Below are 20,076 nucleotides of genomic sequence, written 5' to 3' on the forward strand. Positions count from 1 at the left end.
CCCTCCGTGCTCGGGCGCCATCCCTGCGGCGGCGCGGAGGACGCGGTCCGGTTCCGTGGCCGACGAACCCGTGCCACACTGTGTGCACGTGCACCAATAACGGTGCACGGTCCCAGGAGGCACCCATGCACTTCGGCATCTTCACCATCGGTGACGTGACCACCGACCCGCTCACCGGCCGCACACCCACCGAGCACCAGCGCATCAAGAACACCGTGGAGCTCGCGGTCCACGCCGAGGAGGTGGGCCTGGACGTCTTCGCCACCGGTGAGCACCACAATCCGCCCTTCGCGGCGCCCGGCAACCCAGCCGTGTTCATGGCGGCCCTGGCCACGGCCACCCGGCGCATCCTGCTCTCCAGCGCCACCACGCTAGTCACCACCAGCGACCCGGTGCGCCTGGCGGAGGACTACGCCTACGCGCAGCACGTGGCCGACGGCCGCATCGACCTCATGCTCGGGCGCGGCAACACCGGGCCGGTCTACCCCTGGTTCGGCAAGGACATCCGGGACGGCATCGAGCTGGCGGTGGAGAACTACGCCCTGCTGCACCGGCTGTGGCGGGAGACGGACGTCAGCTGGGAGGGCAGGCACCGCAGTGCGCTGCACCGCTTCACCGCCACTCCGCGTCCCATGGACCAGATTCCTCCGTTCGTGTGGCACGGCTCCATCCGGAGCCCCGAGATCGCGGAGCAGGCCGCGTACTACGGTGACGGGTTCTTCGCGAACCACATCTTCTGGCCGCCCAGTCACACCCGTTCCATGATCGAGCTGTACCGCACCCGCTACGCACACTACGGGCACGGGACTCCGGAGCAGGCCGTGGTGGGCCTGGGAGGACACGTCTTCATGCGCCGGAACTCGCAGGACGCGGTCCGGGAGTTCCGCCCCTACTTCGACAACGCGCCCGTCTACGGTGGTGGCTCCAGCCTGGAGGAGTTCATGCGCCAGACCCCGCTGACCGTGGGCTCGCCCCAGGAGGTGATCGAGAAGACCCTCTCGTTCCGGGAGTACGCCGGTGACTACCAGCGTCAGCTGTTCCTCGTGGACCACGCCGGACTCCCGCACAGCACGGCCATGGAGCAGCTGGACCTGATCGGGGAGATTCTGCCCACGCTGCGCGCCGAGTTCGACGCACTCCGGGCCCCGGGGGTTCCCGACGCGCCCACGCACGAGTCCCTTCTGGCCGCGGCAGCTCCGCGCGAGGAGACCGCAGCACCCGCCACCGACCGCTGGACCGGTACCCGGGCCGAGGACGGCAACACCCTGGGAGACCCCTCATGAGCACACTCACCGTCATCAGCTCCGGCCTGCGCTCGCCCTCGTCCACGCGGATGCTGGCAGACGAGCTCGCCGCGGCGGCGAGCGCCGCCCTGCCCGGCGCCCCCACTCCGCGCGTCATCGAGCTGAGAGAGCTCGTCAAGGACATCGGCAGCGCCCTGCTGGACGGGTTCAACCCGCCCGCCCTGCAGGACGCACTCGACGCGGTCTCCACCACGGACAGCCTGATCGTCGTCACGCCCACCTTCCAGGGCTCCTACGCCGGGCTGTTCAAGAGCTTCGTGGACCTGCTGGACGCCACCGCGCTGCGGCGCACACCCGTGCTGCTGGCTGCGACGGGTGGCAGCGAGCGGCACTCGCTGGTCATCGACCACGCCCTGCGCCCGCTGTTCTCCTACCTGGGCGCCGCCACGGTGCCCACCGCCGTCTACGCCGCCACGCAGGACTTCGGTGCCGGCACCGTGGCACTCGAGCAGCGCATCGAGCGAGCGGCCCAGGAGCTGGCGGCTCTCACCTCGCTGCACTGCGCGCGGAGCACTCCCGCCACGGGGGACGACGCCCTCGGCGAGGCGCAGCGCAGCATGTCCCGCGCCAGCGGGGAGCAGATCGGCGACTTCGGCGACCTGCTGCGCTCCCTGGGCCAGGCATGACCCCTCTCTCGATCCGAAAGGACCACGAACCCATGACGACGTCCCAGAAACCGGTGGTCGCGCTGCTGGTCTCCACCACCCGGCACGCCAGGGTGGGCAGGCAGCTCGCCGACGCCCTGCTCGAGAGCATCCGGGACGAGGTCGCGGCGGATTTCCGTCTGGTCGACCTGGCCGAGGTGGCCCTGCCGTGGCTGGACGAGCCCCGCCCGCCGTCGGCGGGCGACTACCAGCTGGAGAGCACCCGCGCGTGGGCCCGCGAGGTGTCCTCCTGGGACGCCGTGGTGGTTCTCAGCGCCCAGTACAACGGCGGGTACCCCGCGCCGTTGAAGAACGCCGTGGACACGGTCTACGCCGAGTGGCGGGACAAGCCCACACTCATCGGCACCTACGGCGGCCACCGCTCCGGCGGGGGATCCTCCGCGGGACAGCAGCTGCGCACCGTCTTCCAGGTCACCCGCAACCGCGTGGTGGAACCCGGCTTCGCGCTGGAGCTCGGTGGCGAGGACTACGGCCACGACCTGCACCTCGTGGACGCCCGAGGGATCGTCGAGCGCAACCGGGACACCGTGCTCGCCGCCATGGAAGCACTCACCGGAACCATCACCCAGCAGGAGGACCCGCACCATGACTGATGACCGCAGCATTCACCACGACATCGACGCGCTGGTCGAGGAGGAGCACGCACTGCGCAGCGCGCTCGCCGAGGGACGGATCACCTCGGCCGAGGAGCAGCGCCGACTGGGGGACCTGGAGGTGGAGCTGGACCGGCTGTGGGACCTGCTGCGCCAGCGTGCTGCACGTCGGAACGCCGGCCAGTCCACCGGTCTGGCCCACGAACGCAGCGGGCGCACCGTGGAGAACTACCTGGACTGACACTCCGGTGCTGACCGGGTGCGGCCGTCCACGCCCCCAGGGGGGAGGTGGGCGGCCGCGCCCGGTGGACCCCGGCGACGTCGGCAGCGCCGCGTTGCCCCGCCACCTGGGGGCCGTGCCCGTACGCCCGCCCCCGACCCTGTCGAGGCGTCCTCCGGCACGAGCGGCGGCGGGGCCCACGCGGTGGACGCACAATGGGGGTGTGACACCCTCCCTGGAACCGCCGCAGTCCGTGTCCCGGGCGGACCTCCGACTGCAGATCCTCCTGGTGCTGGGAGTCTCCCTGGGCGCCTCGGCCGTGTACTCGGTTCTGGACCTGGCGGAGATGGTGCTGCGCTCGTCCGTGGCGGAGAGCTCCACCACCCTGAACCGGTCCCTCAGCCCCGTGCCGGCGGTGGACGCCCTGCGTCAGCTCACCGGCATCTGCTTCGCCCTCGTGCCCGTGGCACTCGCGGTGTACCTGTTGGCGGGCACCGTCTCCCGTGTGCCCGGGGTGCTGCGGGGGATCGGGGCGGACGGCCGCCATCCGGTGCACGACGCCGCCCGGGGCCTGGCGCTGTTCGCGGTCATGGGCGGCGGCACCCTCGCCCTATACCAGGCGGGACGCGCCCTGGGAATCACCGCGCAGATCACCACGTCGAGCCTCGAGAACACGTGGTGGTCCGTGCCGCTGCTGCTGGCCTCCGCAGCCCGCCACGCACTGGTGGAGGAGGTCCTCGTGGTGGCGTTCCTCGCGGACCGGATGCGCCGGCTGGGGCACTCGTGGTGGACCGTGGCCGTCTGCTCCGCCGTGTTCCGCGCGAGCTACCACCTGTACCAGGGGGTGGGGCCCGCACTCGGGAACCTGGTCATGGGCCTCGTGTTCGTGTGGTGCTACCGCCGCGGGGGACGGGTGATGCCGCTACTGATCGCCCACTTCCTCCTGGACGCCGTGGGCTTCCTGGCCCCGCAGCTGCTCTGAGGGGGACGGGCCGAGGGGGCCGCGGCCACGAGGGGCGCGTCCCCGTCCCCGTCACCTCCGCTCCGTCAGCCCCGCAGCGCCTCCCGCCACTTCAGCGCCCTGCCCGTGCGCAGGATGGACCGCTCGTAGATGGTGGCGGCGAGCCAGATGGCCAGGGCCGTGGCCGCGAGCAGGACGAGCAGCGAGCCCACGTGCTCCCACCACTGCCCCTGCTGCAGGAAGATGCGCAGCGGCACCGCCACCGGGGCCGAGAACGGGATCCAGCTCATGATCCGCAGCGCCTCCGGGTTGGAGTTGAAGAAGATGACCGCGAAGTACGGGAGCATGATCAGGAGCATCACCGGCATGGACGTGGAGCCGATGTCCTCCTGACGCGAGACCATGGACGCCGCGGCGGCGTAGAGGGCCGCGATCATCACGAACCCGATCGAGAACAGGACCACGAACCACAGGATGGGAACGCCCAGCCCGTCCAGGGGCAGCACGTCCCCGTTGATCTGCATGCCCAGCAGCAGACCTGCGGCCACGAGGCACACCTGCAGGATGGCCATGGCCGCGTTGCCCAGCACCTTCCCGGCCATCATGGCCCGGGCCGGGACGGCCGCGAGCAGGATCTCCACGATCCGCGACTGCTTCTCCTCGATCACGGACACGGCGATCTGCTGGCCGAACGTGATCGCGGCCAGGAAGAAGACGATGCCGAAGCCGAACGCGATGACATAGCGCAGCAGGGGATTCGGCGCGGCAGGATCGAGCAGCTCCACGTCCGGGCTCGTGGACAGCGCCTGCACGAGGTCCGTGGGGGCATCGGTCATGGCCAGGACGCTCAGGCCGGAGGGACTGCCCGGGTCCGGGACGACGGCGGCGTCCGCCTCTCCGCTGCGGACGGCCTCGCGGGCTGCCGCCACGGAGTCCACCGGCTGCGGGGAGTAGTCCTCTCCGAGGGCGGACACGGCGGGGGCCGTCTGGTCGACCACGGCGACGTGCATCGCGTCCCCGGAGAACACCTCGCCCAGGCGCGGCACGAGCAGCGTGGCGGCCAGGGCCGCGGCGAGCAGGATGAGCGTGGTGATGATGAAGGGCCGGGACGTGGCCTTCGTCTTCATCTCGCGGGCAGCCACGGTGCCCACGGCGGACCAGAAAGGGGTGCGCCGGGGGCCGCGGACCGGGGCGGTGGGCGTGGACGCGGTGGTGGTGATCATCGGGTGACCTCCGTGAAGATCTCGTGCAGGGTGCGGGTGACGGGTCCGAAGCTGTGGACGGTGCCCCTGTCCACGGCCTCGCCGAGGACGGCATGGGCGGCCGGGGCGGAGTCGGCGCGGAAACGGACGCGGCCGCCGTCGAAGGAGAGGACCTCCACGCCGGGGGTTCCGCGCACCCACCCGGTGTCGGTGCCGGCCACGAGCTCCCACTCCGGCTCGGCGTGCGCGGCCAGCAGCTCGGCCCGCGTGCCGGCCGCTCGGACCTGCCCGTCGGCGAGGATGACGAGCTCGTCGCACAGCCGTTCCACCAGGTCCAGCTGGTGGGAGGAGAACAGGACGGGGACTCCGGTGTCCGCGGTCTCCCGCAGGACCTGCAGGGTGGTGTCCACGGCCAGGGGGTCGAGGCCGGAGAAGGGCTCGTCCAGGACGAGCGCCACCGGGTCGTGCACCAGGGCGGCGGCGATCTGCGCCCGCTGCTGGTTGCCCAGCGACAGCTCCTCCAGCTTGCTGCCCGCGCGCTCCCGCAGCCCCAGGCGTTCGAGCAGGGCCATGGCGCGGGCCTTCGCGGCGGCTCCGGTCATGTGGTGCAGCCGGCCCAGGTAGACCAGCTGGTCCAGGACGGTCATCTTCGGATAGAGGCCACGCTCCTCCGGCATGTACCCGATCCCCGCGCGGTAGTCGGCGGTGATCGGGGCGCCGTCCACCTCCACCACGCCCGAGTCCGGTGCCATGACACCCAGGAGGATGCGCATGGTGGTGGTCTTGCCCGCGCCGTTGCCGCCCACGAACCCGGTCATCAGGCCCGGGCGGATGGTGAAGGAGAGGTCCTTCAGCACGTGCGCGGAACCGAAGGACTTGTTCACCCCGTTCAGTGTGATCATGCTCCGAGCCTAGGAATCCGCGGGGCGTGCCACCTCCCCCGGGAGGCGGATCTGCCGGCCCGAGCCCCTCCTTCCAGGGGAGGAGGGCACCAGCCGTGCCGACCCTCTCGGGTCAGGAGCCGGTCACGCCGTGCTCGAACGCCCAGATGACCGCGTGGACCCGGTCGCGCGCTCCCGTCTTCAGCAGCACGTTCGACACGTGGGTCTTCACCGTGGCCCTGCCCACGAACAGCTCACGGGCGATCTCGTCGTTGGACAGGCCCCGCGCCATCGCGGCCAGCACCTCGGTCTCCCGTGCCGTGAGACCCGCGGGGGCGGCGTCGTCTCCCCGGAGGGGAGCGTCCTCCGAGTGCCTCGCCGACGACGACGTCCCGGGCCCCTCTGCGGGTACGGTCGCCGCGCGCGCGAGAACCCGCCGCGTGACGAGCGGATCCAGCAGCGCATCCCCGCGGCCGAGCACCCGGACCGCCTGGATCAGCTCCTCTGGGCCCGCGGTCTTGAGGAGGAACCCCGAGGCCCCGGCGGCGAGCGCGTCGAACAGGGCCTCGTCCGTGTCGAACGTGGTGAGGACCAGCACCGCGGCGCGTGAACCGGAGGCGAGGAGCCTGCGGGTGGTCTCGATCCCGTCCAGCCGCGGCATCTGCACGTCCATGCACACCACGTCGGGGTCCAGGGAGGCGGCGAGGTCGAGGGCCGCGAGTCCGTCCTCGGCGGCGCCCACCACCTCGATGCCCTCCTGGGAGCCGAGGATGGCTGCGAAGCCCACGCGGATCAGGGGCTGGTCGTCCACGAGCAGCACCCGCAGGCTCACAGGACCGCCTCCGGCTCACGCACGGCGGGCACCGTGGCGCGCACGAGCCACCCACCGTGCGGCTTCGGACCCGCCTCCAGGACACCACCCAGTGCCGTGATCCTCTCCCGCATGCCCACCACGCCGAGTCCGGTACCGCTGGGCCCGGGCCCGCCGGGGTGTCCGCCGCGGCCGTCGTCGCTGACCTCCAGCTCCACACGCTCCCTCTCGGTGCGCAGCCGCACCGTCAGGGCGGCACGAGGTCCCGCGTGCTTGCGGGCGTTGGTGATGGCCTCCTGCGCCGTGCGGTAGAGGGCCAGCTGGGCCGGGGGTGCCAGCTGCGGCTCCGGGCCGATCCGTTCGAGCACCGCGTCCTGGCCCAGTGCACGGGCCTCGGCCACGAGCGCCTCCAGGTCGCTCAGCCGGGGCACCGAGTCGGGGACCCCCTCGCCGTCGCGCAGCGTGTGGACCAGGGTCTTCAGCTCCGCAACAGCCTCCCGTGCGGAGGACTCGACGCCGCGCAGGTGCTCGGCCGCCGCACCAGGATCGCGCGGCATGCTCACCCGTGCCGCTCCCGCCTGCACCCCCATGGCCGTGACGTGGTGGGCCACCACGTCGTGCAGCTCCCGGGCGATCCTGAGACGTTCCAGGGTGACCGCCTGCTCCGCCAGGTGGTCCTGCTGGTCCCTGATCTCTGCGTGCGCGGCCCGGAGGTCCTCCCGTTCCATGGCCGCGTGCCACGTGCGGTTCCCGAAGATCCACGCCCCGGTGAAGTAGGCGATGTTGATCAAGAACTGGATCGCCGCGAACGCCATGTAGGCGTTGACGCCGCGTTCGCCCACTCGCGGGTCCGTGAACTGGTCCACGGTGACCCACACGAGCCACACCCCCATCCCCACCGCGACCGCGGTGCGGGACCATGTGGCCCGGCGGCGGTCCGGACACCACGCACCGACCGAGTAGAAGCCCAGGAAGAGCACCACCTGTGAGGCGTACATCTCCACCCCCGCCCATGTGGCGAGCGCGAAGTACAGGACGGACACGGCCACCATCACGGTGACGGGGAAACGCCGCCGCCACGCCAGGGGCACGGCCAGTGCCACGGCGCCCAGGGCAACCCATCCCACGTCCGTCTTCCACGGGACCTTCTGGATGAAGTCCGAGAGGTAGACCAGCTCGACACCGGCCAGGGCGAGGACGACGGCCTCCAGGCAGTCCCTGCGCCGCCATCCCGGGGGCAGGGCGCGCTGGCGCGAGGGCATCTCCGGGGCGGTGGGGCGCAGCGGCATGGTTCCACCCTACCGAGGGGGCGGGGGTGCGGGTCCGGCATCCCGGACGCGGTCGGTGCCGCCCCTGGCTGTGTCCCTCCGTGCCACCGGCCTTGACGTGGACGGCACGGGGTTCCCAGAATGGAGGGATAGGTCATGAGAGCCAGCGTCAAGCCCCAGCTTGCTGGCCGGCAACCCTCCCACCGCGGCGGGGTGCCCTGGGTGAAGACCTGGCCGGGACGTCGTCCGACGCATCCGGCAAGCGCGGGTCACAGGTGCCCGGTTCTCGCACGGGCGCCGTGCGGACCGTCACCGGACCCCTGATCCTTCCCAGAAGGAGCACGGCCATGAGCACCGCACCCACCCCCGAGAACCCCCAGGGCTGGTCCTTCGAGACCCGTCAGATCCACGCCGGGCAGAACGCGGACCCGGTGACGGGATCCCGGGCGCTGCCCATCCACCAGACGTCGTCCTTCGTGTTCCCGGACGCCGCCACCGCGGCCGCCCGGTTCGCGCTCGCGGAGATGGGCCCCATCTACACGCGCCTGACCAACCCCACCACCGAGGTGGCGGAGAAGCGCATCGCCTCGCTGGAGGGTGGTGTGGGTGCCCTCATGGTCTCCTCCGGCCAGGCCGCCGCCACGCTGGCCGTCCTGAACCTGGGCGGGGCCGGGAGCCACGTGGTGGCCAGCCCCTCCCTCTACGGGGGCTCCTACAACCTGCTGAAGCACACCCTCGCCCGGCTGGGGGTGGAGACCACGTTCGTGGCAGACCCGGACGACCCGCAGCAGTGGCGGGACGCCGCCCGTCCGAACACCGTGGCGTTCTTCGGGGAGATGATCCCCAACCCCCGCAACGACGTCCTGGACGTGGCCGCCGTCGCCGGGATCGCCCACGAGGTGGGCGTGCCGCTGATCGTGGACAACACCGTGGCCACTCCGTACCTGGTGCGGCCCATCGAGTGGGGCGCGGACATCGTGCTGCACTCCGGCACCAAGTTCCTGGGCGGGCACGGCACCGCGATCGGCGGGTTCATCGTGGACGCCGGGCGCTTCGACTACGGCGCGGACCCCGCCCGGTTCCCCGGTTTCACCGAGCCCGACCCCACGTACAACGGCCTGGTCTACGCGCGGGACCTGGGGGAGGGGGGAGCCTTCGGCGCCAACCTGTCCTACATCCTCAAGGCCCGGGTGCAGCTGCTGCGCGACCTCGGCTCCTCGGTCTCCCCGTTCAACGCGTTCCTGATCGAGCAGGGCATCGAAACGCTGTCCCTGCGCATGGAGCGCCACGTGGCCAACGCCCAGCGCGTGGCCGAGTGGCTGGAGGCCCGCCCCGAGGTGCGCTCCGTCTCCTACGCCGGTCTGCCGTCCTCGCCGTGGCACGAGCGCGCCCGGAAGTACGCACCGCGCGGCGCGGGATCCGTCCTCGGCTTCGTCCTGGACGGCGGCAGGGAGGCGGGGATCGCGTTCGTGGACGCGCTGAGCCTGCACTCCCACGTGGCGAACATCGGGGACGTGCGCTCGCTCGTGATCCACCCTGCCTCCACCACGCACGCGCAGCTCTCGGAGGCGGAGCAGCTCGCCGCGGGCGTGGAGCCAGGTTTCGTGCGCCTGTCCGTGGGCACCGAGGGGATCGAGGACATCCTCGCGGACCTCGACGCCGGCTTCGCGGCAGTGGCAGGCACCCCGGCCACGGGAGACGCGCAGGAACCGGCGCGCCCGCGGTCGGCGCAGTCGGCACAGGGTGACGAAGACGCCGGGGTCGCCCACGCGGCGGCGGGCTCGGCTCGTGGAGGCGGCCCCGCGGCGTCGTCGACGGCGAATGGCCGCCCGGACGCCGAGGGTGCGGCGTGAGCGCGGTGCAGACGCCGCCGGCGGTGCGCCGGGACGGCGTGGTGCGGTGCGCGGAGCTGGGCGAGCTGGAGCTGGAGTCCGGGGTGCGCCTGCCGGACGTGCGCCTGGCGTACGAGACGTGGGGCGAGCTCGCCCCGGACGGCTCCAACGCGGTGCTGGTGGAGCACGCCCTGACCGGCGACTCCCACGTGGCACGCGGCACGAGCGTGGGCTACGGGGACACCGCGCCGTTCGACACCCTGGACCGGCGTGCGGCGGCCGACACCGACGGCTGGTGGGACGGTCTCGTGGGACCGGGCGCGGCCATCGACACGAACCGGTGGTTCGTGGTGTGCGCGAACATCCTGGGCGGCTGCCACGGCAGCACCGGCCCGGCCAGCCTGGCCCCGGACGGCACCCCGTGGGGCTCACGCTTCCCGCGGATCACCGTGCGGGACACCGTGGCGGCGGAGGCGCGGCTCGCGGACCAGCTCGGGATCGAACGGTGGCGGCTCGTGGTGGGCGGCTCCATGGGCGGTGCCCGCGCCCTGGAGTGGGCCGTGTGCCACCCCCGTCGGGTCGCCGCGTGCGCGGTGATCGCCGCGAACGCCCGGGTCAGCGCGGACCAGCTCGCCTGGGGCCGCACCCAGGCGCTTGCCATCCGGCAGGACCCCCGGTTCCGCCACGGCGACTACTACGCCGGGCCGCACCCCGTGGAGGGTCTGGGCCTGGCGCGGCGGATCGCGCACATCACCTACCGCAGCGCCCACGAGCTCGCCGCGCGATTCGGGCGGGAGGCGCAGCCGCACGAGGACCCCGCGGGCACGCACCCGGGCAGCCGCGGCCGCTACCGGGTGGAGGGCTACCTGGACCACCAGGCGCACAAGCTCGCCGCGCGCTTCGACGCGAACGCCTACCTCAGCGTCAACGAGACGCTGATGTCCCACGACGTCGCCCGCGGCCGCGGCAGCCTGCGGCAGGCACTCGCCCGCACCCGCTGCGAGTGGCTCGTGGCCGCCGTGGACTCGGACCGGCTGTTCCCGCCCGAGGAGTCCGCGGAGCTCGCGGCCGCGCTGCCCGGTGAGCACGAGGTGCACACCATCACCTCACCGAGCGGGCACGACGGCTTCCTCCTGGAGACCCCGCAGGTGGGTCGGCTGCTGCGGGCCACGGTGCTGCGGGACTGAGCAGCCCACCGCGCGCGACGGCGCCCGCTCCCCTTGCCGGGGCGCGGGCGCCGTCGTCGTGGGGCTGACCAGAGCGGGCTCAGGCCTCCTCGCCCTGCTGGGGGATCTGCTCGCCGGCGCCGGGGATCGTGGCCTGGCCGAACACGGGGCGCTTGGCGGTGATGTGGTCGCCGGAGCTGCGGTGGCGGAGGCGGCGGCCCACCCACGGCACGAAGTACTTGCGGGCCCAGACCATGTCGTCGCGGCGGGCCTGGCGCCACGTGCGCTCGGGGCGCGCCTCGGGGTGGTCCGGGGTGAGGCCGTGGTCCACACCCAGGCTGTCCAGGGTCTCGCACGCGATGAGCTGGTGGCCCAGGGGGGAGAAGTGAAGACGGTCAGGGGCCCACATGCGCGGGTCGCCCAGCTGGTGCAGACCCCACAGGTCCACCAGCACGGCGTCGTGGCGGGCGGCCACCGTGCGCACGTTCTCGTTCCAGATGGCCACGCGCCCGCGGATGCTGCGCAGCACGGGGGTGTTGCCGATGTCCGGGCCGTCGAACATGGCCACGGTGGCGCCGGTGGCGGTGAGCCGCTCGATCACGGCGTCCAGGCGGGAGGCGATGTCGTCCGGGTCCGCTCCCGGGCGCAGCATGTCGTTGCCGCCCGCGCTGATGGTCACGAGGTCCGGCTTGAGCTCCAGGGCGGGCTCCAGCTGCTCGTCCACGATGGGCTGGAAGAGCCGCCCGCGGATGGCCAGGTTCGCGTAGGCGAAGTCGTCCGTGGTGCGGGCGAGCTCCTCGGCCACGCGGTCCGCCCAGCCCCGGAACCCGCCCGGGACGGTGTCGTCGGGATCACCCACGCCCTCGGTGAAGGAGTCCCCGACGGACACCATGCGGTGCCACGGGTGCAGCGGCTCCACCGCCGGGGTCTGCGGGCTTTCTGCCGCCGGGTTCTGCGCTGGGGTGCTCTGGTCCATATCCGGTTTCTAACACGCCCCCAGGGGTGTGCGCGACTTCCACGGTGCTGTGCCTGCACCCGTGCCAGGATGGGGAGCATGAACCACGCCCCACACGTGATCTGGAACAACGACCCCGAGGACCGCGCGGCCACCCCGCTGGTGGTGCTGCTCCACGGCTACGGTTCGCACGAGGGAGACCTCATGGCCCTGAGCGAGTCCCTCCCGGACTCCTTCAGCTATGCGTCCGTGCGCGCACCGCAGCGCGCGGGGGCGGGCTTCCAGTGGTTCCCCCTGGCGGGAGACCTCAGCTTCACCACGGACGCCGTGGTGGCCGCCGCGGAGCCCGTGGTGCAGTGGCTGCGGGAGGAGTCCCAGCAGCACTCCCACGTGATCCTGCTGGGCTTCTCGCAGGGCATGGCAATGGCCACCACGGTGGCCCGCCACGCCCCGGACCTGGTGGACGCCGTGGTGGGCCTCTCCGGCTTCGTGGTCCCGGTGGCGCCCGACGACGCCCAGGCGGACTTCTTCCACGACGCCGCCCTGCGCGAGCAGCCCCTGCCCATGTTCTGGGGCCGCGACCCCGAGGACCCCGTGATCCCGCCCGGGATGGTGGACTTCACGGCCGAGTGGCTGCAGGAGCACGCGGACGTTACCAAGGTGCAGTACCGCGGCGTGGGCCACGGGGTGTCCCCGCAGGAGATCGCCCACGTGGGGGAGTACCTGCGCGCGCTCACGGACTGACCGCCGCGGCGGCTGACGGGCGCCGGTGCCCGTCAGCGGGTGCCGTCACCCGGTGACGATGCGCACGTCCGGCTGGCCCGAACCGGTCACACCCACCACGTCCCCGCTGTGCAGCTGCGCGCCGCGGCGGGTCTCCACCGCGCCGTTCACCGTGACCCTGCCCTCCGCCACCAGGCTCTTGGCCACGTGCCCGTCCTCGGCCAGGTTGGCCAGCTTCAGTGCCTGGCCCAGGCGGATCATCTCGTCGCGGATCGGCAGCTCTTCGTAGGCGTTGTCACTCATGCGCCCCATTGTCTCAGGCGCCCCAGGCGGCTCGGTCGCCCGTGCGTGGGAGGGCCGGGGACACGGGGCGGGGCCGGGGTGGTGCGGCGAGCCGGAGAAGCCCACGAACGGCGTCGTCCGCGAAAACTGTTGCACGTCCAACAAGGTGGGGATACGTTCTGGGGAGACGCGCATCACACCCCAGGAGCAGCCATGACCCTCGTTCCCCACTTCGTCCACGGCCGCAGGATCGAGGGCAGCTCGGGACGGGCCCAGGACGTCTACAACCCCGTGGAGGGCGCGGTCAGCGCGCAGGTTCCCCTGGCCACCGCGGCGGAGGTCGCGGAGGCCGTGAGCTCCGCGGAGCGGGCCTTCCCCGATTGGTCCGGGCTCAACGCCCAGCGGCGCGCGCGCATCCTGCTCAAGTGGGTGGACCTCATCACCGAGAACATGGACGAGCTGGCCACCCTGCTCTCCACCGAGCACGGCAAGACCCTCCCGGACGCCAGGGGGGACATCCAGCGCGGCATCGAGGTCGTGGAGTTCGCGGCCGGTGCGCCGCACCTGCTCAAGGGCGAGTTCTCCAGCGACGCCGGAACGGGAATCGACGTGCACTCGCTGCGCCAGCCCCTGGGCGTGGTGGCCGGGATCACCCCGTTCAACTTCCCCGCCATGATCCCGCTGTGGAAGGCCGGGATCGCGCTTGCCGCGGGCAACACGTTCGTGCTCAAGCCCTCCGAGCGGGACCCCTCCGTCCCCGTGCGGCTCGCGGAGCTGGCACTGGAGGCCGGGATGCCCGCGGGCACGCTGAACGTGGTCCACGGGGACAAGACCGCCGTGGACGCCCTGGTCGAGGACCCGCGGGTGCGGGCCATCGGTTTCGTGGGGTCCACGCCCATCGCCCAGTCCATCTACAGCGCCACGGCCGCCCACAACAAGCGGGCGCAGTGCTTCGGCGGCGCCAAGAACCACATGGTGGTCATGCCGGATGCGGACCTGGAGCAGGCCGCGGACGCCCTGATCGGCGCGGCCTTCGGCTCGGCCGGCGAGCGCTGCATGGCCATCTCCGTGGCCGTGCCCGTGGGGGAGACCACCGCGATCACCCTGCGGCAGCTGCTCGAGGAGCGGATTGCGGGCCTCACGCTGGGCCCCTCGCTGGACCCGTCCTCGGACTTCGGCCCCGTGATCAGTGCGCATGCCAAGGAGCGCATCGAGGCGGACATCGCTGCCGGTGAGGAGGAGGGTGCGGAGCTCGTGGTAGACGGCCGCGGGGCCACCGTGGCCGGGCATCCCAACGGCTTCTGGGTGGGCGCCACCCTGTTCGACCACGTCACCACGGACATGAGCATCTACCGTGAGGAGATCTTCGGCCCGGTGCTGTGCATCGCCCGCGCCGCGGACTATGAGGAAGCGCTGCGCCTGCCCAGCGAGCACGAGTTCGGCAACGGCGTGGCCATCTTCACCCGGGACGGGGACACCGCCCGGGACTTCACCACCCGCGTGGACGTGGGCATGGTGGGTGTGAACGTCCCCATCCCCGTGCCCATCGCCTACTACACCTTCGGCGGCTGGAAGGCCTCGGGCTTCGGGGACCTCAACCAGCACGGCACGGACGGGCTCAAGTTCTACACGAAGACCAAGACCGTCACCACGCGGTGGCCCTCCGGGGCCAAGGAGGGTGCGAGCTTCGTGATGCCCGCGGGCAGCTGAGCCGCACGACGTCGCCCGGCGGAGTCCCGGCACCCCGGCACTCCCAGATTCCCTCGGCTCCGCACCGCGCGGGGCCACCGCCACTCCCGGAACGAGGAACGCCATGACCGAGAGCACCAACCAGCAGCTTCCCGCCGTCGCCTTCCTGGGCCTGGGCCACATGGGCGGTCCCATGGCCGCGAACCTCGTGACGGCGGGTGTGCGGGTGACCGGCTACGACGTCGTGACCGAGGCGTGCGCGGCAGCGCGTGCGCAGGGGATCGAGGTGGCGGAGAGCCCGCAGGACGCCGTGCGCTCGGCGGACGTGGTGATCACCATGTTCCCGTCCGGCAGGCACGTGGTCGAGGCCTACACCGGGGACGACGCCGCCGGGGGCCTGCTCGCCGCGGCTCCCGCGGGTGCCACGTTCCTGGACTGCTCCACCATCAACATCTCCGAGGCGCAGGAGGCCGCGGAGCTGGCCCGCGCCGCGGGATTCACGGCCGCGGACGCCCCGGTGTCCGGGGGCGTGGTGGGCGCCACCGCCGGGACGCTTGCGTTCATGGTGGGAGGGGGGCGGGAGGTCTTCGAGCGGGTGCGGCCCCTGCTGGAGATCATGGGCGGGCGCGTGGTGCACTGCGGGGGCAGCGGCATGGGCCAGGCGGCGAAGATCTGCAACAACATGATCCTGGGCGTGTCCATGGTCGCGGTCAGCGAGGCGTTCGTGCTCGCGGAGAGGCTGGGGCTGGAGCACCAGGCCATGTTCGACGTGGTCTCCCACGCCTCCGGCCAGTGCTGGGCGCTGACCACCAACTGCCCCGTTCCCGGCCCGGTGCCCACCAGCCCGGCCAACAACGACTACCAACCCGGCTTCGCCGGCGCGCTGATGGTCAAGGACCTCGACCTCGCCACCACGGCGCTGGACGAGACCGGGACCACCGCCCCCATGGGACGGCTCGCGGCGGAGCTCTACGAGCGGTTCGTGGCGGACGGCCACGCGGGCACGGACTTCTCCGGGATCATCACGACCCTGCGGGAGGATGCTCGGGAAGGGAGCCGGGAGAGCTCTCGGGAGGGGTGAAGTCCCCGGAACGCGCCCGTAGACCGCTCAGCGCCGCGACAACCGCCTCCACCTCGTGCTCCTCGAAACCCGTGGTGAGGAACAGCTCCTCGTTCAGCGCCCGGGTGGCCCGCCCCACCACGTCCAGGCCCTCCGCCGTGAGGGCCACGTTCACGGCCCGGCGGTCCGTGCTCAGCGGCTCGCGGCGCACCAGACCGGCGCCCTCCAGGCGGTCCACGGCGTTGGTGATGGACGTGGGGTGCACCTGCAGCAGGGCGCTGGCGCGTTTCATGAGCATGCGGTGCTCGCGGGCGAAGCTCAGCAGGGCGAGCAGCTCGTAGCGGGAGAACGTGAGCCGGAAGGGCTTGAGGACCCGGTCCGCCCGCGCCAGCAGGATCTGCTGCGCCCGCATGATCGATGCCACGGCCGCCATGGGCCCGGCGGCCTCCGACCAGCCCTGCCGCTCCCAGTTGCGCCGGGCGTCGGCTAGGGGGTCACGGGGCAGCGGGTCCTGAGGGGGCATGCCCCGCAGTGTAGTGCGGCGCCCACACGGGCAGACGGTGCGGGGTGGGAGTGCCCGGACCGGGCGCACCGTCATGTGATGCACAGCACAGAAAAGCCGCTCCTCCGATATTGTTGGACGTACCACTGTCGACCTCCCCACCACCGAGGACCAGGACCATGAGCCCAGCCGCACCACTCCCGCGCGCCACCACCACCGCCACCCTCCCCAGCCCGGACCTGCTGCACCTGGAGCACCAGCTCAGCGGCGAGGAGCGGGCCCGGCTGCGCACCGTCACCGAGCACCTGCAGCGGGAGGTGCGCCCGCGGAGCATCGAGTTCTGGAACCGGGAAGAGCTGCCCGTGCAGCTGCTGCCGGGGCTCGCGGACCTGGGGCTGGGGCGTCTGGCGCAGGGCGGCGGCTCACGGCTGTTCCAGAACCTCGTGCACGCGCAGGTCGCCCGCGCGGACCTCTCCCTCTCCGCGCTGCTGGGTATCCACAACGAGCTGATCGTGGGCACCCTGCTGGCATTCGGCTCCGAGGAGCAGAAGCAGAAGTGGCTGCCCGGGCTCATGGAGCTGACGCAGCTGGGTACGTTCTGTCTCACGGAGCCCGAGCACGGCTCGGACATCGCCGGGGGCCTCGCCACCACCGCCACGCGGGACGCGGACGGGTGGGTGCTCAACGGCTCCAAGCGCTGGATCGGGCTCGGCACCGTGGCGGACCTGGCCCTGGTGTGGGCCCGGGACACGGCGGACCATCGCATCAAGTGCTTCGCCGTGGACACCACCCTGCCGGGGTACACAGCCACCAAGATCGAGCACAAGATGGGTCTGCGGATCATGCAGAACGCGGACGTGGAGCTCGCGGACCTGCGGCTGCCCGCGGACGCCCTGCTTCCCGGGGCCGCGGACTTCGGGGCCACCAAGGACCTGCTCCGGGACTCCCGGGCGTGGGTGGGCTGGCAGGCCGTGGGCGCGCAGCAGGCGGTGTTCGACATCGTGCGCGACTACGCCCTGGAGCGCATCCAGTTCGGCAGGCCCCTGGCCAGCTTCCAGCTCGTGCAGCAGGTGGTCGCGGAGGTGGCGGGCAACCTCGCCGCGAGCTCCGGGCTGATGGCCCAGGTGAGCCGGGTCCAGGAGGACGGCGAGCTGGAGATGGTGCAGGCGGCCCTGGCCAAGTCCACCGCCACGCGCCTGGCCCGCCAGTCCGCCGCGCAGGCGCGGGACGTGCTGGGCGGCAACGGGCTGCTCAGCGAGTACGGGATCGCCAAGGTCATGGCGGACATCGAGGCCATCCACACGTACGAGGGCAGCTACCACATCAACTCGCTCATCGTGGCCCGCGCCCTCACGGGGGTCTCCGCGTTCGTCTCGTAGCGGCGCCCGGTCGACGACGCCGCCGGGGCGTCTCCGCCGCGGGCCGGTGCGGTGCGCGCGGGGCCCGGCCGTGCGGCGTCGTCGTCGGGGGAAGGGGGTTAGGCCCGTGCCGCGGAACCTCGCTACCCTGGAGCGGAACGGCTCTGCCCGCGCGGGTCGAGAGCCTGAGCCCACCGATCCCCACGCGCGAGCCCTCGCGAGGCCCGCGCGAGAAACGGAAGTGAGACCGCATGGCCCCGAAATCCACCCTGGACAATGTCATCTCCCTGGCCAAGCGCCGGGGCTTCGTGTTCCAGGCGGGTGAGATCTACGGTGGTTCGCGCTCCGCGTGGGACTACGGGCCCCTGGGTGCGGAGCTGAAGGAGAACATCAAGCGGCAGTGGTGGCAGACGTTCGTGCGCGGCCGCGCGGACATGGTGGGCCTGGACTCCTCGATCATCCTGCCCTCCGCGGTGTGGCAGGCCTCCGGGCACGTGGAGACGTTCACCGACCCCCTGGTGGAGTCCCTGCACACGCACAAGCGCTACCGCGCGGACCACCTGCTGGAGGCGTACGAGGCCAAGCACGGCCACCCGCCGGTGAACGGGCTGGCGGACGTCAAGGACCCGGAGACGGGCCAGGACGGCAAGTGGACCGAGCCGCAGCAGTTCTCCGGCCTGATGAAGACCTTCCTGGGCCCCGTGGACAACGAGGAGGGCAAGCACTTCCTGCGCCCGGAGACCGCCCAGGGCATCTTCGTGAACTTCCTCAACGTGGTGACCGCCGCGCGGAAGAAGCCGCCGTTCGGCATCGGACAGATCGGCAAGGCGTTCCGCAACGAGATCACCCCGGGCAACTTCATCTTCCGCACGCGCGAGTTCGAGCAGATGGAGATCGAGTACTTCATCCACCCGGACGAGGCCAAGCAGTACTTCGACGAGTGGGTCGAGGCGTGCTGGAACTGGTTCGTGGACCTGGGTGTGAACCCGGACAACATGCGCCGCTTCGACGTCCCCGAGGACGACCGCGCGCACTACTCGGACGGCACCATCGACATCGAGTACCGCTTCGGGTTCCAGGGCTCCGAGTGGGGTGAGCTCATGGGCGTGGCCAACCGCACGGACTTCGACCTCACCAACCACACCGAGGCCTCCGGCACCAAGATGCAGTACTTCGACCAGGCCTCCGGCGAGCGCTACACCCCGTACGTGATCGAGCCGTCCTTCGGGCTCACCCGCTCCATGATGGCGTTCCTGGTGGACGCCTACGTGGAGGACGAGGCGCCCAACACCAAGGGCGGCGTGGACACCCGCACCGTGCTGCGCCTGGACCCCCGCCTGGCCCCGGTCAAGGCCGCGGTGCTGCCGCTGTCCAAGAAAGAGGACCTGCGCCCGGCCGCGCAGAACCTGGACGCCGAGCTGCGCCGCCGCTGGAACATCGACTACGACGACGCCGGGGCCATCGGCCGCCGCTACCGCCGCCAGGACGAGATCGGCACGCCGTTCTGCATCACCGTGGACTTCGACACCCTGGAGGACCAGGCCGTGACCATCCGCTCCCGGGACGAGATGACCCAGGAGCGCGTGGGGCTGGACCACGTGCAGCAGTACCTGGCCGAGCGCCTGGAGAAGTGAGCGCATGAGCATCGACTACCGCCCCTGGCAGGAGGACGACGACCTCCGTCTGCTCGAACTGTGGCCCGACGTCGAGTCCGCACCCGTCCAGGCGTTCCGCGCCCGGCTCGGGGCGCAGGACCACAGCGGCTGGTCCACCACGCTCGTGGCCACGGACGACGGCGTGCCGGTTGCAGCCGGGGTCTGCTACGCCTCTGCGTGGCACCCGCAGCGGCTGTGGCTCTCCGTGGAGGTGGCTCCTGACCACCGCCGGGAGGGGATCGGGCGGGAGCTCGTGGACCGGCTGCGGGAGGCCGCCCGGGAGGACGGTGCGCCCGTGCAGGCGCTGCGCACGCGCGTGGCCCCGGAGTCCACGGGGGAGGGCTTCGCCCGCTCCCTGGGCTTCCGTGACGCGATGCGCTCGCGTGTGGTGCGCGTGGACGCCGGTGCCCTGCCGGCGCCCACCCTGGGGAAGAATCCGGACGGCTCCGACGCCGAGTCCGTGGCGGACCTCGCAACCGGCTCGGTGGAGCTGACCCGCGCGGTGGAGGCCTTCTACCGTGCGGTGCACGAGTGGGACCCCGTGGGGGACGTGAGCATCGGGGCGTTCAACAAGCAGTTCCTCTCGGACACCGCCGGGGCATACGGCGCCGTGGTGCTGCGGCGCGCGGAGGACGGTACAGAGGGGAAGGGGCCGATCGCGGCCTTCGCGGTGAGCTACCGCCCCTTCGACCCCGCCAACCCGCACGACGAGCCGCTGCCGAACGAGGTGGCGGACGTGCTGCTGGGCTACGTGCCCGGTGCCGCCGGTGCCACGGCGGCCCAGGCGGGTGCCGCCCTGGAGACCCTGCTCGCCCTGCTCGTGGGCGACTACCCGGTGGAGCTGGAGGTGGACGACTCCATGGGCCCGCTCGTGACCGTGGTGGACAACCTCCTGGACGCCGGGGTGGCACGGGTGGTCACGGAGACCGAGACCCTGGTCCTGGACTAG

At 72.1% G+C, this 20,076-nt stretch carries 20 protein-coding genes and 1 riboswitch; of the genes, 13 read left to right on the plus strand and 7 right to left on the minus strand.

The window, feature by feature from the left end; all coding sequences use genetic code 11:
- The first annotated feature begins 125 nt into the window (after positions 1–125).
- The 5 genes from Q4A22_RS10825 (at position 126) to Q4A22_RS10845 (ending at position 3,764) form a co-directional block, all read left to right on the plus strand.
- Positions 126–1,283 (plus strand): LLM class flavin-dependent oxidoreductase, encoded by a 1,158-nt coding sequence (locus Q4A22_RS10825; protein WP_303179384.1) that lies wholly within the window; start codon positions 126–128, stop codon positions 1,281–1,283.
- Positions 1,280–1,930: a CE1759 family FMN reductase gene (locus tag Q4A22_RS10830; RefSeq protein WP_303179386.1), complete on the plus strand. Its 651-nt coding sequence runs from the start codon at positions 1,280–1,282 to the stop codon at positions 1,928–1,930. The genes Q4A22_RS10825 and Q4A22_RS10830 overlap by 4 nt, the downstream gene beginning before the upstream one ends.
- Before the next feature lie 32 nt (positions 1,931–1,962).
- Entirely contained in the window at positions 1,963–2,562 is a 600-nt protein-coding gene (locus Q4A22_RS10835; RefSeq protein ID WP_303179387.1) for an NADPH-dependent FMN reductase, read from the plus strand.
- Positions 2,555–2,803 carry a DUF2630 family protein gene (locus tag Q4A22_RS10840; protein ID WP_303179388.1) on the plus strand — a complete coding sequence of 83 codons (249 nt, stop codon included), beginning with the start codon at positions 2,555–2,557 and terminating at the stop codon, positions 2,801–2,803. Before Q4A22_RS10835 ends, Q4A22_RS10840 begins: the two co-directional genes overlap by 8 nt.
- 202 nt (positions 2,804–3,005) lie before the next feature.
- Entirely contained in the window at positions 3,006–3,764 is a 759-nt protein-coding gene (locus tag Q4A22_RS10845; protein ID WP_303179390.1) for a CPBP family intramembrane glutamic endopeptidase, read from the plus strand.
- Positions 3,765–3,829: 65 nt separating this feature from the next.
- Here the strand turns inward: Q4A22_RS10845 and Q4A22_RS10850 are convergent, their stop codons facing one another.
- From Q4A22_RS10850 to Q4A22_RS10865, 4 genes are all read right to left on the minus strand, one after another.
- Positions 3,830–4,966 carry an ABC transporter permease gene (locus Q4A22_RS10850; protein WP_303179391.1) on the minus strand — a complete coding sequence of 379 codons (1,137 nt, stop codon included), beginning with the start codon at positions 4,964–4,966 and terminating at the stop codon, positions 3,830–3,832.
- Positions 4,963–5,847, minus strand: coding sequence for an ABC transporter ATP-binding protein (locus Q4A22_RS10855; RefSeq protein WP_303179392.1), 885 nt, complete (start codon positions 5,845–5,847; stop codon positions 4,963–4,965). The genes Q4A22_RS10850 and Q4A22_RS10855 overlap by 4 nt, the downstream gene beginning before the upstream one ends.
- A gap of 112 nt (positions 5,848–5,959) precedes the next feature.
- Entirely contained in the window at positions 5,960–6,658 is a 699-nt protein-coding gene (locus tag Q4A22_RS10860) for a response regulator transcription factor (RefSeq protein WP_303179393.1), read from the minus strand.
- A complete protein-coding gene (locus Q4A22_RS10865) occupies positions 6,655–7,926 on the minus strand; it encodes a sensor histidine kinase (RefSeq protein WP_303179395.1) in 1,272 nt (423 codons plus the stop codon). Before Q4A22_RS10865 ends, Q4A22_RS10860 begins: the two co-directional genes overlap by 4 nt.
- A gap of 131 nt (positions 7,927–8,057) precedes the next feature.
- Positions 8,058–8,176, plus strand: a riboswitch (SAM riboswitch).
- 76 nt (positions 8,177–8,252) lie between these two features.
- On the opposite strand from Q4A22_RS10865, the gene Q4A22_RS10870 reads away from it, so the two are divergent.
- Together Q4A22_RS10870 and Q4A22_RS10875 are read left to right on the plus strand one after the other, a co-directional pair.
- The gene (locus tag Q4A22_RS10870) at positions 8,253–9,758 is read left to right on the plus strand and encodes a bifunctional o-acetylhomoserine/o-acetylserine sulfhydrylase (protein ID WP_303179397.1); all 1,506 of its coding nucleotides are present in this window, start codon (positions 8,253–8,255) and stop codon (positions 9,756–9,758) included.
- Complete coding sequence (locus Q4A22_RS10875; RefSeq protein ID WP_303179399.1) at positions 9,755–10,924, plus strand: homoserine O-acetyltransferase; 1,170 nt, start codon at positions 9,755–9,757, stop codon at positions 10,922–10,924. The genes Q4A22_RS10870 and Q4A22_RS10875 overlap by 4 nt, the downstream gene beginning before the upstream one ends.
- Positions 10,925–11,003: 79 nt before the next feature.
- On the opposite strand, the gene Q4A22_RS10880 is transcribed toward Q4A22_RS10875, so the two are convergent.
- Positions 11,004–11,879, minus strand: coding sequence for an SGNH/GDSL hydrolase family protein (locus Q4A22_RS10880; protein WP_303179400.1), 876 nt, complete (start codon positions 11,877–11,879; stop codon positions 11,004–11,006).
- Positions 11,880–11,957: 78 nt separating this feature from the next.
- Here Q4A22_RS10880 and Q4A22_RS10885 point away from each other — a divergent pair, with 78 nt between their 5' ends.
- Positions 11,958–12,602, plus strand: a complete 645-nt coding sequence (locus Q4A22_RS10885) for an alpha/beta hydrolase (RefSeq protein WP_303179401.1) — start codon at positions 11,958–11,960, stop codon at positions 12,600–12,602.
- A gap of 45 nt (positions 12,603–12,647) precedes the next feature.
- Here Q4A22_RS10885 and Q4A22_RS10890 read toward each other — a convergent pair whose 3' ends face one another.
- Positions 12,648–12,884, minus strand: coding sequence for an RNA-binding S4 domain-containing protein (locus Q4A22_RS10890; protein ID WP_303179402.1), 237 nt, complete (start codon positions 12,882–12,884; stop codon positions 12,648–12,650).
- Positions 12,885–13,076: 192 nt separating this feature from the next.
- Here Q4A22_RS10890 and Q4A22_RS10895 point away from each other — a divergent pair, with 192 nt between their 5' ends.
- Positions 13,077–14,573 carry a CoA-acylating methylmalonate-semialdehyde dehydrogenase gene (locus Q4A22_RS10895; RefSeq protein WP_303179404.1) on the plus strand — a complete coding sequence of 499 codons (1,497 nt, stop codon included), beginning with the start codon at positions 13,077–13,079 and terminating at the stop codon, positions 14,571–14,573.
- A gap of 103 nt (positions 14,574–14,676) precedes the next feature.
- Positions 14,677–15,633, plus strand: coding sequence for a 3-hydroxyisobutyrate dehydrogenase (gene mmsB, locus Q4A22_RS10900; RefSeq protein ID WP_303179406.1), 957 nt, complete (start codon positions 14,677–14,679; stop codon positions 15,631–15,633).
- On the opposite strand, the gene Q4A22_RS10905 is transcribed toward mmsB, so the two are convergent.
- Positions 15,575–16,135, minus strand: coding sequence for a MarR family winged helix-turn-helix transcriptional regulator (locus tag Q4A22_RS10905; RefSeq protein ID WP_303179408.1), 561 nt, complete (start codon positions 16,133–16,135; stop codon positions 15,575–15,577). The two genes, mmsB and Q4A22_RS10905, sit on opposite strands and share 59 nt — an antisense overlap.
- A 158-nt stretch (positions 16,136–16,293) precedes the next feature.
- On the opposite strand from Q4A22_RS10905, the gene Q4A22_RS10910 reads away from it, so the two are divergent.
- From Q4A22_RS10910 to Q4A22_RS10920, 3 genes are all read left to right on the plus strand, one after another.
- Positions 16,294–17,493 (plus strand): acyl-CoA dehydrogenase family protein, encoded by a 1,200-nt coding sequence (locus Q4A22_RS10910; RefSeq protein ID WP_303179410.1) that lies wholly within the window; start codon positions 16,294–16,296, stop codon positions 17,491–17,493.
- 230 nt (positions 17,494–17,723) lie between these two features.
- Entirely contained in the window at positions 17,724–19,106 is a 1,383-nt protein-coding gene (locus tag Q4A22_RS10915) for a glycine--tRNA ligase (RefSeq protein ID WP_303179412.1), read from the plus strand.
- A 4-nt stretch (positions 19,107–19,110) separates the two neighbouring features.
- A complete protein-coding gene (locus tag Q4A22_RS10920; protein WP_303179413.1) occupies positions 19,111–20,076 on the plus strand; it encodes a GNAT family N-acetyltransferase in 966 nt (321 codons plus the stop codon).

The sequence above is a fragment of the Kocuria sp. genome, from assembly GCF_030530945.1.
Classification (GTDB): Bacteria; Actinomycetota; Actinomycetes; order Actinomycetales; family Micrococcaceae; genus Kocuria.